This window comes from Candidatus Magasanikbacteria bacterium, from assembly GCA_021648085.1.
Taxonomy (GTDB): Bacteria; Patescibacteriota; Patescibacteriia; order Magasanikbacterales; family UBA922; genus JAKITS01.
Map to the genome: position 1 here is coordinate 671,820 of JAKITS010000001.1, position 15,347 is coordinate 687,166.

17 protein-coding genes and 1 pseudogene are annotated in these 15,347 nt (G+C 32.2%); 13 read left to right on the plus strand and 5 right to left on the minus strand.

The features are described from left to right. Window positions 1–74 precede the first annotated feature (74 nt). From L3J07_03470 to L3J07_03485, 4 genes and pseudogenes are all read left to right on the plus strand, one after another. Window positions 75–308 (plus strand): annotated as a pseudogene (locus tag L3J07_03470) (type B 50S ribosomal protein L31). A 312-nt stretch (window positions 309–620) separates the two neighbouring features. Then, window positions 621–1,685 carry a peptide chain release factor 1 gene (gene prfA, locus L3J07_03475; protein ID MCF6276876.1) on the plus strand — a complete coding sequence of 355 codons (1,065 nt, stop codon included), beginning with the start codon at window positions 621–623 and terminating at the stop codon, window positions 1,683–1,685. Between the two features lie 100 nt (window positions 1,686–1,785). Then, window positions 1,786–2,619 (plus strand): peptide chain release factor N(5)-glutamine methyltransferase, encoded by an 834-nt coding sequence (gene prmC / locus L3J07_03480; GenBank protein ID MCF6276877.1) that lies wholly within the window; start codon window positions 1,786–1,788, stop codon window positions 2,617–2,619. Window positions 2,620–2,692: 73 nt separating this feature from the next. Further along, window positions 2,693–3,640 (plus strand): hypothetical protein, encoded by a 948-nt coding sequence (locus L3J07_03485; GenBank protein MCF6276878.1) that lies wholly within the window; start codon window positions 2,693–2,695, stop codon window positions 3,638–3,640. A 52-nt stretch (window positions 3,641–3,692) separates the two neighbouring features. Here the strand turns inward: L3J07_03485 and L3J07_03490 are convergent, their stop codons facing one another. The 5 genes from L3J07_03490 to L3J07_03510 form a co-directional block, all read right to left on the minus strand. Next, window positions 3,693–4,823: a DUF3048 domain-containing protein gene (locus L3J07_03490; protein MCF6276879.1), complete on the minus strand. Its 1,131-nt coding sequence runs from the start codon at window positions 4,821–4,823 to the stop codon at window positions 3,693–3,695. 82 nt (window positions 4,824–4,905) lie between these two features. Then, entirely contained in the window at window positions 4,906–5,589 is a 684-nt protein-coding gene (locus L3J07_03495; GenBank protein MCF6276880.1) for a 50S ribosomal protein L25, read from the minus strand. Window positions 5,590–5,591: 2 nt separating this feature from the next. Beyond that, the gene (locus L3J07_03500) at window positions 5,592–5,933 is read right to left on the minus strand and encodes a hypothetical protein (protein MCF6276881.1); all 342 of its coding nucleotides are present in this window, start codon (window positions 5,931–5,933) and stop codon (window positions 5,592–5,594) included. Window positions 5,934–6,061: 128 nt separating this feature from the next. After that, window positions 6,062–7,180, minus strand: a complete 1,119-nt coding sequence (gene rodA, locus L3J07_03505; GenBank protein MCF6276882.1) for a rod shape-determining protein RodA — start codon at window positions 7,178–7,180, stop codon at window positions 6,062–6,064. A gap of 72 nt (window positions 7,181–7,252) precedes the next feature. Next, window positions 7,253–8,158, minus strand: coding sequence for a hypothetical protein (locus tag L3J07_03510; protein ID MCF6276883.1), 906 nt, complete (start codon window positions 8,156–8,158; stop codon window positions 7,253–7,255). Window positions 8,159–8,280: 122 nt separating this feature from the next. On the opposite strand from L3J07_03510, the gene gyrB reads away from it, so the two are divergent. The 9 genes from gyrB (at window position 8,281) to L3J07_03555 (ending at window position 15,247) form a co-directional block, all read left to right on the plus strand. Then, entirely contained in the window at window positions 8,281–10,320 is a 2,040-nt protein-coding gene (gene gyrB / locus L3J07_03515; GenBank protein ID MCF6276884.1) for a DNA topoisomerase (ATP-hydrolyzing) subunit B, read from the plus strand. A 124-nt stretch (window positions 10,321–10,444) separates the two neighbouring features. Beyond that, entirely contained in the window at window positions 10,445–10,987 is a 543-nt protein-coding gene (locus L3J07_03520; GenBank protein MCF6276885.1) for a hypothetical protein, read from the plus strand. Between the two features lie 101 nt (window positions 10,988–11,088). Beyond that, window positions 11,089–11,709: a hypothetical protein gene (locus L3J07_03525; protein MCF6276886.1), complete on the plus strand. Its 621-nt coding sequence runs from the start codon at window positions 11,089–11,091 to the stop codon at window positions 11,707–11,709. 127 nt (window positions 11,710–11,836) lie between these two features. Next, complete coding sequence (gene secE, locus L3J07_03530; GenBank protein ID MCF6276887.1) at window positions 11,837–12,028, plus strand: preprotein translocase subunit SecE; 192 nt, start codon at window positions 11,837–11,839, stop codon at window positions 12,026–12,028. A 6-nt stretch (window positions 12,029–12,034) separates the two neighbouring features. Then, complete coding sequence (gene nusG, locus L3J07_03535; GenBank protein ID MCF6276888.1) at window positions 12,035–12,583, plus strand: transcription termination/antitermination protein NusG; 549 nt, start codon at window positions 12,035–12,037, stop codon at window positions 12,581–12,583. A gap of 63 nt (window positions 12,584–12,646) precedes the next feature. Continuing rightward, entirely contained in the window at window positions 12,647–13,072 is a 426-nt protein-coding gene (gene rplK / locus L3J07_03540; GenBank protein ID MCF6276889.1) for a 50S ribosomal protein L11, read from the plus strand. Window positions 13,073–13,166: 94 nt separating this feature from the next. Continuing rightward, window positions 13,167–13,604 (plus strand): hypothetical protein, encoded by a 438-nt coding sequence (locus L3J07_03545; protein ID MCF6276890.1) that lies wholly within the window; start codon window positions 13,167–13,169, stop codon window positions 13,602–13,604. A gap of 4 nt (window positions 13,605–13,608) precedes the next feature. Then, the gene (locus tag L3J07_03550) at window positions 13,609–14,661 is read left to right on the plus strand and encodes an NAD(P)-binding domain-containing protein (GenBank protein ID MCF6276891.1); all 1,053 of its coding nucleotides are present in this window, start codon (window positions 13,609–13,611) and stop codon (window positions 14,659–14,661) included. A 280-nt stretch (window positions 14,662–14,941) separates the two neighbouring features. Then, window positions 14,942–15,247, plus strand: coding sequence for a hypothetical protein (locus L3J07_03555; protein MCF6276892.1), 306 nt, complete (start codon window positions 14,942–14,944; stop codon window positions 15,245–15,247). Window positions 15,248–15,347: the final 100 nt, after the last annotated feature.

Sequence of the window (15,347 nt, forward strand, 5' to 3'; positions counted from 1 at the left end):
CAATCTACTCTTTTTACTCTTGACAAAAAGCATCTAAAAATGCTACAATGTTGGCATTACTAAAAATAACTTTTATGAAAAAAGATATTCACCCACAAACATATCCTGTAGTTTTTATTGACACTTCTTGCGGAGAAGATTTTATAACAACATCAACAATGACTTCAGACAAAAAAAAAGATATAGATGGAGTAGAACACTTCATTATTAATGTTGAAATTTCATCTGCTTCCCACCCATTTTATACTGGTAAACAAATCTTAGTAGACACAGCGCGCCGTGTAGAAAAGTTTGAAGAAAGAATGAAAAAATCTAAAGCTTTGAGCGCTACAAAAAAGACTAAGAAAACAAAGAAAGAAGTTGTAGAGGAAGTTGCAAAAGAAGAAAAAACTGAAACTCCAGCAGAAAAGGTTATAGTTGAAGAAGAAAAAGTTGAAAAAACACCTGAAACAACAAAAAAGGTAGAAGCTGAAGAAAAAGAAGAGATAGAAACTAAAACAACAGAAACTGAAGGAAAATAGCAAATTAAAAACCAAAAAACAGGTTCTTTTGATACCTGTTTTTTGTTATAATAAAAATAATTAATTCTTAGATCTTAATCCTTAATTCTATTCTAAAATATGAACGAACGGTACACAAAAATTAAAGAAAGAAATACACAGCTAGAGCAAGATCTACAAAACCCTGCTATTGTTTGTGATCCCAAAAAACTAAAAGACATATCAAAAGAATACGCAGAATTAAAAGAAACAATTGAAAAAATAGATCTTTTGGAAAAATTAACAAATACAATTTCTGAAACAAATAAAATATTAACCTTCGAAACGGATGATGAAATGATAGAGATGGCAAAAACAGAATTAGTTGAAGCAAACACAAAAATAGAACAGCTGGACACAGAGTTGGAACTTTTAACAATTCCAAAAAATCCACTGGATAAAAATGATGTAATTGTAGAAATTCGTGCGGGAGCTGGAGGAGATGAGGCTTCACTTTTTGCTGGAGAATTGATGCGAATGTATATAAAATACTCAGAAAATAAAGGTTGGAGATCTGCTTTAATTAGTGAAAGTGCAAACGAAATTGGCGGATACAAAGAAGTTATTTTCTCTATTGAAGGCACAAATGTTTATGCAGATATGAAGCACGAATCTGGAGTTCACAGAGTTCAAAGAGTGCCAGAAACAGAAAAATCTGGGCGTATTCACACATCTACTGCAAGTGTCGCAATACTGCCAGAAATAGAAGAAACAGAATTTGAAATTGATCCAAAAGATCTGAGAATAGATACTTTTTGTGCTGGTGGAAAAGGTGGGCAAAGTGTAAATACAACTTATAGCGCCGTACGAATTACACACATTCCTACAAATACAGTAGCTCAATGTCAAGATGAGCGATCTCAACTTCAAAACCGTATCAAAGCTATGAATGTTTTGCGCGCCAGACTTTACGAAATTGAACAAGAAAGAATTCAATCTGAACTAAAAGAACAAAGACGCGGACAAATTGGAACTGGAGATAGAAGTGAAAAAATCCGCACTTATAACTTTCCTCAAGATAGAATTACAGATCATAGAATTCAAAAAAGTTGGAACACTATTCCAAATATTTTAGATGGTGACTTAACTCCAATTCTTACAGCACTAAAAGATGCTGAGATGGAAAAACTGAAACAAGAAGGATAAAATCACTTCGTTTAGATTAGAACAAAAAAACACGTCATATTGAGCGAAACGAAGTGGAGTCGAAATATGACGTGGGTAGTTTTCTAACTTTTGGCTTTTTATGACAATTTTTCAAACAATTCAAAAATATAAAAACAGTATCGATAAACTCGATGCTGACTTGTTATTGGCTTTTGTTTTAGGAAAATCTAGAGAATTTATTGCTACTAACCCAAAACATAAAATTCCCCTGCTTCAAAAAATTAGATTTGCATACTTGGTGAGCAAAAGAAAAGCTGGGTGGAGTGTAGCAGTACTTACAAAACACAAAGAATTTTTTGGATTGGATTTTAAAGTAAATAAAAATGTCCTAATCCCCCGCCCTGATACAGAGATAATGGTAGAAAAAGTTTTGGAAATTGTAAATTCAAAAACAACTTTGATAGATGTTGGAACTGGATCTGGTTGTGTTCCAATCTCAATTATTAAAAAAGGGCTGTCGATAAATAGTTCATCAAAAAATGTGTTCGCTGTTGATGTTTCCAAAAAAGCCTTAAAAATTGCAAAACAAAATGCGAACACACATAATGTTAAGATTGCTTTTTTGAAAGGAAATTTACTTTCAATTTTTTCAAAATTACCAGAACAAACAATAATCACAGCAAACCTTCCATACCTCACAGAAAAACAATTTCAAGAAGAAAAATCAATTCAAAAAGAACCAAAGTTGGCACTAGTCGCAAAAGAAAGTGGACTTGGACTTTATAGAAAATTGCTTGAACAAATTAAAGATAAAAAAATACAAAAGCAAAAAATAAATATATTTTTGGAAATAAATCCTGAACAAAAAACCGAACTATCAAAAATAATTAAAAATATATTTTCAAATCCAAAAACCCACTTTTACAAAGACCTCTCAAATAGAATTCGGATTGTGAAGATTTCTTTAAAATGAAACTTGACATTTACCTCAAAAAATGTTAGATTAAGCTTTGTTCTTTTACATCCCACTTAAAAAAGGAGGGGAAATGTCATCCACCACAAAATTATTTAGTAGAAAATTGAATGAATTATTAGAAATTTTAAATTCTTGCGAAAGCACAGAAGAAGCGGTACAAATAGTAGATAATTTTGATAATCGCCACCAACATCTCCGAATGATAAAACAAGAACAGTTTGATAGTTTTGATAAACAAGTTCAATCGGCAATTCTAAAAAAGATGGGACTGTGTTGGACTAGTTCTGTTGTATTGAGTGAATTATTAGAAATTTTAAATTCTTGCGAAAGCACAGAAGAAGCGGTACAAATAGTAGATAATTTTGATGATTTATACCAATATCTCCGGATGATGAAACAAGAACAGTTTGATAGTTTTGATAGACAAGTTCAACTGGCAATTCTAAAAAAGATGAGAATTCGTTGGGCCAGTTTTGTGGAAATTGTTGTAGAAAATCCTGGAATAAAAAAACAAGAACCAACTCACTTACTCAAATTAATTTATAGGTACTCAACAAAAGACTACTTAACAAAAGAGAGTAAGGTTTATATGGAAAAACCTTTCAAAACACAACTTCTATGGAATAGGCAATTATTTTTACTATTTTTGTGTGATTGTGCAGAAAGTATTTTGCACTATTTTGAAGAGAGATATCCCGATGATAATAGACCCAGAAATACAATTCAAGTGGCTAGGCGTTATGCATTAGGAGAAGCTACCAAAAAAGAACTTTCGGATGCAAGAGAAGAGATAGAAAAAGCAAAAGAAAGAGCGCACTGGTACCTTGCAAACTACGCCGCACAAAGCGTATTATATACCGTTTGTCCATGGTGGAGATGTGTATATTACATTGGCTATGTATACAGTAGTACACACAAACGTATTTTGTTTTCTCCCGAAGATAGATTGTGGGAGTATCTTTCAGGAAAATTTACAGTTGAAGATGCCAGAAAATTATATGGAAGTAAAACTTCCTAAAACACAAACCACCGGTTTTAAACCGGTGGTTTTTTTATTTTCAAGATAAATTTTAATTATTTTTAGTTGTAATATCAATATCATCCGGTACAACTTCCACCCAAATTTTTCCTGCGTTTAGTTTTATTTCTTTTCCAGATTCATCAAAAAATCTTGTTTTACCACTTAAACTTTCTTTTTCCCAAGTTCCTTTTATCATATTTCCTTTTTGAAAAACAAATGCTTCACCCTCACCAATTGTATAAATTTTTCTTCGTCCCACACCGTCTATTACTTTATTTTTCACTTTTTGGACAATTACAGTATCTGCTAAAATCACTTCACCTTCCAAATCTCTTTGTTTTATATTTGACTGATAACGCATAAATTGCCCGTCTACATATTTCCAATCTACTACAAAAGAAGGATACAAAAATGGAATATTTATCTCACTAATACAATTCCCATCACATTCACTAACTTCTCCAAATTTCCAACCTTCATACTCTACAACATTAGAAACTTCCCTATCTTCTAAAAAGTTATTCCACAAATCACTAGAAGTATAAGTATTGTGTGGTGCAAGTCTAGCTGGACTCCTCCAAAAATACCAACTTCCAAAAAATTCATTTAAATCAAACACTTCTCTACTTTTTATCAAATCCAGTGCTTCTGGCGACCCACCAACATGCATATAAAGCATATCACCATATTCTTCAGACCAGTCTAAAAAGTATGGTCTTGCGCTTCTCACTGGTCCTATTTTTTCCACTTCTGCCGATACAAGAAATAATGCAAAATATCGAGTATATCCACCTTCTACAGGAACCTCGTAAACAACAGAAGCTTTAGACATTCCAGACTGTGGTCTTGCATCTGGATGATTGTCTATCATAATACCTACTACTTGCTTACCCACCTCTTCTTCGCTTTCTTCTATGCAAACCCCGTCCAAAATATCTCTTTTTATACACTCTTCACCCTTCTCTTCTACAACCTCTTCTATCAAATCATCTATAAAAACATTATTTGCATTATTAATTTTAGCCAAATACCCCAAACCAAACCAAACTAAAAGTACAAATCCTACTAAAAATCCTACTATTGCCAAAAAATAAATGTAAGCCACCTCATCTACTTTATTTTTTTTCTTTTTTAGCTTTTTAATTTTCTTTTTTATTTTTCCTTTATCTATTTCTTTCATATAACTTTATTTTACCTGATTTAACCAAAAATACAAGAGCAGACCTATGCAGATCTGCTCTTTTTTATTTGTATTTTTTGTTTTATTTTTCCGACTCTTCTTTCTTTTCTCCTGCCTTTACATCAGCCTCAACCTCACCTTCTTCTTTCTTTTCTCCTTCCACCTTTATATCTTCTATGGATGTAGTTTCAGCATCATCTTGTGCCTTTAATTGCTCTTCTGACAGCGGTGCTGTTACTGATAATACTACAGCTTCCAAATCTTCCGAAACAGTAATTCCATTTGGAAGTTTTACATCTGAAACACGAATCACATCTTCAAAAGTTGCAAGCGGTGACATATCAACTTCAATTTCTCCAACCAAATCTTTCGGCAAACAAGTAACATTCAAGTTTTCTAATCCTTTGTTCAAAGTACCACCCATCTTCACAGCTGATGACTCTCCAACAAAGTTCAAAGAAATTTCAGTATTAATTTCCACTCCCATAGGAATTTGACGAAAATCCACATGTTGCACATCGCGTGTCACAACATTAATTTGAATATCTTGGATTAAAACACTGAAAGTTTTTCCCCCTTCAATTGCAAGCTCTACAAGGTTTGATCCAGCACCTCTATATACCTTAAGAAATTCATTACGGTCCACAATAATTGAAATAGCTTCAACCTCTGGTCCATACAAAACAGCAGGAACTAAAAGTTGTTCACGAATCTCATTTAAATTTTTACCAGCCTCTCTAGGCTTTGCAGTAATGGAAAATGTCATATCTAACCAATTAACGATTTAATAAATAGGGACTGTTTATTTTCTAATAGTTCATGAAAATTTAACAAGTCGTCTTCTGTAATTACATTTTTTAACAAAAACTTTTGCATATCTTTTAGAACCAAATCTGTAATAATTCCAATAGAGCTTACACCCAATTGAGAAATTACCAATAAAACTAAAACTGCATTTTCACAATTATCACAAGTGATATGTATCAAATGTGCCTCGTTTTGTTTTTGTACTATTTTTGCCTTTTCTACTATGTAATCTTGCTTACATAGAGGACAATGTTTCATCAATCTTAATGCTTCATTAAGAGGATTTTTTGAAGAAAACTTCATAATTTTAATTTCATACTATCTAACAATATTACACCTGAACAATTGTATAGATGCAAGACTCTTAGTGGGCATACTATAACATCTAACAAAGAAAAAGTCAAGAATAATAGTGTGTTTATTACTTTTTTTTAAAACTCAAAACTACTACTTATATTCAACGACCTGACAATACTTTGTATCAAACCTATTAATAAAAAATTAATTATGAGGGATGAGCCCCCATAACTTAAAAAAGGGAGTGTGACACCTGTTACTGGTAAAATTCCAGTTGCAGCACCTATATTTACAACTATTTGAACCAAAAATAAAATAGCTACACCTAAGATTACAAAAGTGGAAAAATCATCGTCACACTCACTAGCAAGCCAAACTAGGCGTAAAATTAATGCTAAAAATAATCCCATTACTAAAAATACCCCAATAAAACCAAGTTCTTCTGCAATTACAGAAAAAATAAAATCTGTCTGAGCTTCTGGTAAAAAATGAAGTTGGCTTTGTGAGCCAAAACCTAAACCACGCCCAAAAAAACCACCTGAACCAATAGCAATTGTAGATTGTATTACATTGTAACCAGAACCCAAAGGATCACGAGATGGATCTAAAAAAGTCATTAACCTTTCTTTTTGATAATCTTTAAAAAGAAAAGACCACCCAAAAATAAAACTAGACAATACAATTCCTATCAAAATAATAATGTGCAATTTTTTTGTTCTAGTTAAAAATAATAAACCCAACCAAACACCCACCAAAACAGAAGCAGAGCCAAGATCTGGCTGAAGTAAAATAAAGCCAACCAACAAGAAAACTGCAGAACCACTAGAAGCAATAAATTGCCATTTTTCAAAACCTCTACCCTGCCTGGAAATCCACCAACCCATCCAAACAATTAAAGCAAACTTTGCAAACTCTGCAGGCTGAAAAGAAAAACCAGCAAACCGATACCAACCAGTAGTTCCTCTAATGTTAACACCTAAAAACAAAACTGAAATGAGCAAAATCAATGCTAAAATGTATATCCATTTTGCACCTGCAAAAAATATAGTACTGTGCAATCTACCAACAATAAACAAAATAGAAATTCCTAAAACAAAAGAAATAAGCTGGTTTGGTACATAAACTAAACTAAGTCCTTTTGACAAATCTACACTATAAATTGCAGCAAATCCAATCGCTGTTATTGTTACCACTAAAATAATAGTCACCCAATCGTAACCCCGCATTAATGATGTCTTCCTTAAAAATCTCATAATTTTATGATAGTTTTCTATACTACCACAAGAAAAAGAATTAAATAAATACCTAATTCTTAACTTACAAGGCTATTCACCGGGGTTCATATAAGAATTATCTTCAAAAATATCCAACAAATAATGAAGTTTAACCTCTCTCACATTACTTGTTTGTATAAAACTTCTCAAATCAATATGCTCCATATCTCCAGACCTAAACTGAGATAAAGTTAGAGGAATATAACCAACAGTCTGATCACCATTTAAAAGCTCTACAACAAATAGTGGCTCCCAGAATCCATAAGCAGAATTGTTTATAATATCAAATTCAATTCTGTTTACTGGAACTGCATTTTCCACCAAACTTCCTCTAGTGAAATTAAAATTCTCTACAAAAAAATCTGTCCTACTTGATACAAATCCAATTGGATCTGTAGAAATGTGAGGCCCAACCCTCTTCCACTCTATATTTTCTACAACCAACCTAACATTTGTAGGAAAAACCACAGAACTTAACCCAAAATAAATAACTGGGGACTCTGTGTTTGGCAATACAATAACACTTCTACTGTCTGTTTCTCCTCCGGAGAATAAAAATTTATAAGTTATTTTAGCTCCCCACATTTTATTTGGATTTGCAACTTTAGCAGTTAGGTCGTATTTTTCTTCTGCACTTCTAAATACTTTTGTGCCAGAGACTCTAAAATTTGATGCTGAATAAATTGGTTGCAAATTTGTGTAATTTTGAAACAAAACTGTTTGTTCCACAAGTTGATTTCTATCTACCCAATAATCATAAGATAGATATTTAACCCAGCCAAACAAACCGAAACCTAAAAATACAACGCAAAAAGAAACCAAAATACCAATTCCGATTTTTCTAAGTAAAATTCTGTGGGCAACAAACCACTGTGCCAACACAAGCTTTCTACTTGATATTTCTTCTCCTCCACCGCCATTATAGCGATAAATATCTGACTTTTCTTTTTGAAACATAATATAAAAAAGTTAATTTAATTATACACCAAAAATGTTCTAAATAACAGTACGCACTCTTGTGTTATATAGTTATATAGTTATATAATGGGACTACTAATAATTTTATACCTAGTTTTATTATGCCGAAAATTTCAGAAAAAAAAGTAAAAAAGAATGATTCATACGGTGCACAAAATATTACCGTTTTAGAAGGGTTGCAAGCTGTTCGCAAAAGGCCTGGGATGTATATTGGTTCCACTGGTCAACAAGGACTTCACCATATGATTTGGGAAGTTGTAGACAACGCATTCGACGAAGCAATGGCTGGTTATTGTGATCATGTTATCATTGAGCTTTTGCCAGATCACTGGATTTCTGTGACAGACAATGGTCGTGGAATTCCAACAGGACTTCACCCAATCAAAAAAATAAGCGCTTTGGAGCTTGTAATGACCACTCTTCACGCTGGTGGTAAATTTGACGACAGCGGATACAAAGTTTCTGGTGGTTTGCATGGTGTAGGTGTTTCTGTTGTAAATGCTTTATCCACAGAATTAACAGCCGAAGTTCACCGAGACGGAAAATATTGGACACAAACATACAAAATAGGTAAAGCGAAAGCAAAGGTAAAACTATTGGGCAAATCCGACAAAACAGGAACAAAAATTACTTACAGAGCAGACTCCAGTATTTTTGAAACTATAGACTACAACTGGAAAACAATAATAGATCACTTACGACAACAATCTTATCTTACAAAAGGTGTTCGCGTGACAATTACAGACAGCAGATCCCCAGAAGAAAAAGAAAAAGATGATAATGCTGTAAATTTTTTAAAAAATAGTCACGAATTTTATTTTGAAGGTGGAATTGCTAGTTATGTAAAACACATAAATAAAAATAAAGAGACAAAACATCCAAATGTTTTTTATGTAGAAAAACAACACAATGATGTTTTAGTAGAACTTTCACTTCAATATACAAATGACTATACAGAATCAAATTTTGCTTTTGCAAACAATATAATCAATCCAGACGGAGGTTCTCATGTTGCAGGTTTTAGAGCTGCACTTACCAGAACCTTAAACTCTTATGCTAGAGACAAAAAAATACTAAGAGAAAAAGATAAAAATTTAACTGGGGACGATGTACGAGAAGGTTTAACATCTATTATCTCGGTTAAAATTCCAGATCCACAGTTTGAAGGACAGACAAAAGCAAAACTTGGAAATCCAGAAGTAAGACCTGCAGTGGACTCTATTTTGTCAGAACATTTATTGATTTTTCTAGAAGAAAATCCGCGTGATGCAGAGGCAATAATTGGAAAATGTGTACTCGCTGCCAGAGCAAGAAATGCAGCGCGAGCAGCCAGAGAATCTATTCTTCGCAAAGGAGCATTAGAGGGTTTTACACTGCCAGGAAAACTTGCAGACTGTTCGAGTAGAAAACCAGATAATTCAGAATTGTACATTGTAGAGGGAGATTCTGCGGGTGGTAGTGCCAAACAAGGAAGAGACAGAAATACTCAGGCCATTCTACCTCTTCGTGGAAAAGTTTTAAATGTGGAAAGAGCAAGATTGGATAAAATACTTACAAACAACGAATTGAAATCTCTTATCATTGCAATGGGTACAAATATTGGAGATCAATTTAATATAGAAAAATTGCGCTATCACAAAATTATAATTATGACCGATGCGGATGTAGACGGTGCGCATATTAGAACACTTCTTTTAACATTGTTCTTTAGATATTTCCCAGATCTTATATCTGGTGGGTTTTTATATGTAGCTCAACCACCTCTTTTTAGTATTAAAAAGGGTAAAAAAATAGAATGGTTTTATTCCGAAGAAGCCTTAAAAGCAAAGCTTAAAAAAGACGGAATAAACCAAGCAGAAGTTGAGCTTGAAGAAGAAGAAAATGACGAAGGAGAAGAGCAAGTAGTAAAAGTAAAAGGTAAAAAAGTAAATATTCAAAGGTATAAAGGTTTGGGAGAAATGAATCCAGATCAACTTTGGAACACCACAATGAATCCAGAAACAAGAACTTTATTACAAATTACTGTAGAAGATGCAGAAAAAGCAAGTGAAATCTTTGATATTCTAATGGGAAGCGAGGTTGCTCCTCGTAAAAAATTTATACAAACTCACGCAAAAACTGTGACAGATTTGGACGTGTAAATAAAAAAATATTTAAAATAAAAAATGTAGGAATAAAAACCTGCATTTTTTATTGACTTTTTTATTAAATAATGTTAATATTCTTTGTCGCGTAATTTCACGCTGACAAAAAAGGAGAGAGAAGGTGAATATTGTAGGAAATAAACACTCAAAATATATTCATATTTTAGTAGCAAAACAAAAAAGAGTTCAACTGATATTAGAAATTCAATTTAGTTTAAAATCTATTACAAAGACAGAGACAAAAAAAGAGGAATATCATTTATCAGAAAAAGTACTTTTTATCAGACCTTACCTCCTTATTAAAGGGGTGGAAGCGAAATACAACTTTCCCGCCGAAGCAAATGAATATGATTTGAGAAAAGCTTATCAACTAATGGTTCTTTTGGTAAATTCTATAAAAATTAGAGGTTTTAATTTTATAAGCAAAATAGAAGATGCACTCGAAGAAAAAAATTTGAAAAAGATTTCCAACTGGCTCGGCAAAGACCATAGTCAAGAGCAAGTTCAAGAAATGTTAAGTCGTAGACTAAAAAATCCTTTTAAAAAGAATATACGCTCTACAAGAGCAACTAAAACAACTACTGCAAACCTTCTTATAACAACAAAAGGTGAACCCTTCAAAAGACAGCTTTCAAAATATTTACAAACACACATTAGTTTGTAGAAAACCTATAACCCACTTTTGAAAAGTGGGTTTTTTATTGACAAAAATATAAAAATAATGTAAGCTTGAGCTGTCCAAAAAAAAAAAGAAACGGAGAAAAAATGCCTAGAAAAGGTCCAAAACAATTTTTTTCAAAACAGTTCATTTTAAAAAAAGGAAAAGTTTCTCTTGGTATTACTGTAAACTTTAGTATAAAATACAAAACAGGAGAAGTATCATCACTATTCTTCGTACCATTTATTGGAATAGAGAAAGAAATTACTTTTAACGGTGAAAAAATTACAAGATTTGTAAAACTTCTAGGAAAAGAAAGTTTGGAATACTACTATATTGTCGAAATTTATAGAGTCTGGAGAATTCTTTGTTTAGTAAAAGGAATACATATTATCAACTCACCTCTTATAGTTCTACTCGAGCAAATGCTTGAAGAAAAATGTGCTTTAAAAAATATTTTAAATGTCCTCCCAAAAGAAGTGACCGAGGTGGAATTAAAAAGAGTACTAGTTGAATTACCAAAAGACTTAGAAATTGATACTTCTATGTATAAATTTGGCAGATTGTCTGATTTTGTAATTACAGATCCAAAAAATAAACCGAAGTTCCTATCTGTGAGTATTCCACAAAAATCAGACCTCTCATACTCTTACGGACTAAATCGAGGTTTGGTAGACATAACAAATACAGGAAAAATAAAAACAACAAATAAAACTACCTGTTACTAAAAACAAAACGGACCACAATAATGTCCGTTTTTTTATTTTACTATTTATACTTTTCACTTGACAAAACAAACAAAATAAGTTATTATTTAAATAGATTGGCCAGAGGCCTTTTTTAAATAGAAAAAATATGTTAAAAGCAATCAAAAAGCTAAAAAAATACCTTATTGACTCAAGTCGTGAAATGAAAAAAGTGACTTGGCCAACAAAAAAACAAACTAAAAACTACACTATTATTGTAATAGCGCTTAGTCTTGGAATTATGATTTTCTTTGCTATTTTAGATTACTTATTCGACATTATTTTAAAAACAATTATTTAATTTTTTATGGCAAAACAAACCCTAGACCTTGGTCGCAGATGGTATGTATTACACACATATAGCGGATACGAGGAAAATGTAAAAAGAAACCTAGAGCAAAGAGCAGAGTCTTTTGATATGGGCGACAAAATTTTTGGTGTTTTGATTCCAAAAGAAAAGAAAATTAAAATTAAAGGTGGAAAAAGAAATGTAATTGAAGAAAAGATTTTTCCAGGATATGTCTTGGTAGAAATGATCGTGACAGATGATTCTTGGTATGTTGTAAGAAATACACCAAATGTCACTGGTTTTGTTGGTTCTGGTACTACCCCTACTCCAATTGACCCATCGGAGGTAAAATCACTTCAAAAGAGAATGGATGTGGAAGATCCTACACACAAAATTGATGTTAATGTAGACGATTCTGTAAAAATTACAGATGGGCCATTTAAAAATTTCGAAGGAAAAGTTAGTGAAGTCGATGAAACACGAGGTAAAGTTAAAGTTCTTGTTAGTATGTTTGGAAGAGAGACACCAGTTGAGCTAGACGCACTACAAATTAAAAAAAGTAACTAAATTAATAAAAAGTTGAAAGACGAGAGCTTCTGAAGTCTGAAAACCGAAAATAATATACCAAATATGGCAAAGAAAGTATTATCACAAATAAAATTACAAATTAAAGGTGGAGCAGCAAACCCTGCGCCTCCAGTTGGGCCAGCATTGGGACAACATGGATTAAATATCCAAGAATTCTGTACTCAATTTAACAACGCAACAGCAGACAGAAAAGGAGAAATTGTGCCTGTTATTATAGATGTTTACGAAGATAGATCTTTTAGTTTTATTACAAAAGTTGCCCCAGCAAGCGCACTAATAAAACAAACCTTAAAACTAAAAAGTGGTTCAAGTAACCCTTTGAAAGATAAAGTAGCCAAATTGAGTAATGCTCAATTAAAAGAAATCGCAGAAAAGAAAATGCCAGACTTGAACACAAATGATGTAAACCAAGCAATGAAAATTATTGCTGGGACTGCGAGACAAATGGGTATTGAAACAGAAATCTAAAATAAAAGATACACCTAACAAAAACTCGCCAAAATAGGTGAGTTTTTGTTATACTACATAATTATAATATATATAGCACAATAAAATAAAAAATATGGCAAAAAATAATTCATCCGCAAAAGATATAATTAGAAAAATTTATTTCTATGCAGTACTTTTGGCAGGGCTTATGATGATGGTAATCCCTGGAATAGATATGACGAAAATAGCTCTGGAAACATGGGTTTTCCCAGATGTTGCACAAGAAAACTATAGTTACGAAAAAATGCCAATTCGTCCTTTTATTTCTGATACAAAACTTAAAATAATAGAAAACGATGGTGAAATTAAACTAACAGAAGACGAAAAAAGAATGCTAGACGAATGGAAAATTCAACATACAGTTTGGCAAGAAAAACAAGAAAATAAAAATTTTGCAAAAATTAATATGCAAAGATCTTTGGTAAGAGATATTCCAACAATGGCAGCTGGAATAATCCTATTTTTTAGTCACGGTTACATATTGAGAAAAGATAAAAATAAAAAAGTTTAAATATATGTTAAAAAAATTAAACTGCTCATTTTTTGGAGTAATGACAAGTTTTACAAAATACCTAAAAACTCAACTTAAAAGTCATAAGATAACGGTTGTTAGTAAAATTATAGATATAGAAAAGTTAGATAAAAAAACAGAAGTTTTAGGCGTTTTTGTAGATTCAAAAGTAGATAAAGAAGTTTTTCAAAATTTACCAAACCTAAAATTAATTGTCACAATGTCCACTGGTTTTGACCATATAGATTTGGCAGAGGCAAAAAAGCGTAAAATTCCTGTCTGTAATGTGCCGACTTATGGTGAAAATACTGTTGCAGAACATACTATTTCTTTGATTCTTGCGCTTTCTCGCCAACTTTTTCACTCTATAGACCGAGTAAAAGAAGGTAATTATGATTATCACGGATTGCGTGGTTTTGACATAAAAGGAAAGACAATTGGTGTTATTGGAACTGGTCATATTGGTCAACATGTTATAAAAAGACTAGCTGGTTTTGAAGCTGAAATTATTGCTTTTGATTTATTTCCAAAACCAGAATTAGAAACTGACTTCAATTTTCGTTATGTAAAAAAACTAGACGAATTATTAAAAAAATCTGATATAATTACACTACATCTTCCACTATTTCCAGAGACTTACCACCTCATAAATAAGAAAAACATTAAAAAAATTAAAAAAGGAGCTTATATTATAAACACAGCTCGCGGTGGACTTGTCGAACCAGAAGCTTTGGTTTGGGGATTGGAGAGTGGTAGAATTGCTGGTGCTGGTTTGGATGTTTTGGAAGATGAACAAATTGCAAAAGACCCATCAAATATTTTTTATTCAGAAACCGGTGAGCGTGGTGGACTAAGTATGAATATGATAAAAGACGAAAAAGTGATCAAAAACAGTCTTTTAAATAATATGCTGATAGATCACCCAAATGTAATTATCACACCTCACAATGCTTTTAATAGCACAGAAGCAATAGAGAGAATAATAAACACCACAGCCGAAAACATAGACTCATTTGCCAATGGAAAAGTCATAAATGATGTAACAAAGAAAAAATAAGAATTTAACATTAAAAAAACCTCTTTCATAAAAGAGGTTTTTTGTTTTGTCTATTATATTCAACTTGATTAAAAATCTAATTTGAATCACTGTATTATTTTAGAAACTCTAGATTCCCGATCAAGCTGGGAATGACGCTATAGGGATTTTTAATTAATTATCTGTATCTTATTTTAGTTAACCTGCTTAATTGTTAATTTACTATCTTTCTTGCTTGACAAAAGGGCTTTTTTGTGATATTGTATTATGATTATAAGGGTTCATTTTCAAGGAGGAAAAAGTGGAAAAAGTTCAGTGGTTTGTGTATAGAAATGGAGTTTTTGTAGGAAGTACACACGCTGTTTCAGAAAAACAGGCGTGTGCCAATGTAATTTTCCGAAGCTTTGGAAAAGACCAAAGTGAAAGAAAATACCTGGCTGCTTTTCTCGCAAAAGCAACGCCTAAAATTACAAAAAGACCAGCAAAGTTTCAACACCAGTTACGAGCTGGATTTTGCACAAACTGTAAATACAGCGAAAATCGCGTGGGTATTCTTTGCCCAAACTGCGAAGAAGTTGATTTGCAACAAACAAGGAGAAGAAAATAATATAAAAGCCCAAGTAGCAACCGCGAACGGGCTTTTTTTGTTATATTTTTTCCTGTCATTTCGAATTTAATAATACAAATGAGAAATTACTTAAATATTG

Bases quoted from the DNA above. Each gene is read 5' to 3' on its own strand.
- L3J07_03525 (MCF6276886.1), top strand. From the start codon at position 11,089: ATGCCTAGAAAAGGTCCAAAACAATTTTTTTCAAAACAGTTCATTTTA.
- L3J07_03550 (MCF6276891.1), top strand. From the start codon at position 13,609: ATGTTAAAAAAATTAAACTGCTCATTTTTTGGAGTAATGACAAGTTTT.
- gyrB (MCF6276884.1), top strand. From the start codon at position 8,281: ATGCCGAAAATTTCAGAAAAAAAAGTAAAAAAGAATGATTCATACGGT.
- rodA (MCF6276882.1), bottom strand. From the start codon at position 7,180: ATGAGATTTTTAAGGAAGACATCATTAATGCGGGGTTACGATTGGGTG.
- L3J07_03490 (MCF6276879.1), bottom strand. From the start codon at position 4,823: ATGAAAGAAATAGATAAAGGAAAAATAAAAAAGAAAATTAAAAAGCTA.
- secE (MCF6276887.1), top strand. From the start codon at position 11,837: ATGTTAAAAGCAATCAAAAAGCTAAAAAAATACCTTATTGACTCAAGT.
- nusG (MCF6276888.1), top strand. From the start codon at position 12,035: ATGGCAAAACAAACCCTAGACCTTGGTCGCAGATGGTATGTATTACAC.
- L3J07_03485 (MCF6276878.1), top strand. From the start codon at position 2,693: ATGTCATCCACCACAAAATTATTTAGTAGAAAATTGAATGAATTATTA.
- prfA (MCF6276876.1), top strand. From the start codon at position 621: ATGAACGAACGGTACACAAAAATTAAAGAAAGAAATACACAGCTAGAG.
- L3J07_03545 (MCF6276890.1), top strand. From the start codon at position 13,167: ATGGCAAAAAATAATTCATCCGCAAAAGATATAATTAGAAAAATTTAT.
- rplK (MCF6276889.1), top strand. From the start codon at position 12,647: ATGGCAAAGAAAGTATTATCACAAATAAAATTACAAATTAAAGGTGGA.
- L3J07_03495 (MCF6276880.1), bottom strand. From the start codon at position 5,589: ATGACATTTTCCATTACTGCAAAGCCTAGAGAGGCTGGTAAAAATTTA.
- prmC (MCF6276877.1), top strand. From the start codon at position 1,786: ATGACAATTTTTCAAACAATTCAAAAATATAAAAACAGTATCGATAAA.
- L3J07_03510 (MCF6276883.1), bottom strand. From the start codon at position 8,158: ATGTTTCAAAAAGAAAAGTCAGATATTTATCGCTATAATGGCGGTGGA.
- L3J07_03500 (MCF6276881.1), bottom strand. From the start codon at position 5,933: ATGAAGTTTTCTTCAAAAAATCCTCTTAATGAAGCATTAAGATTGATG.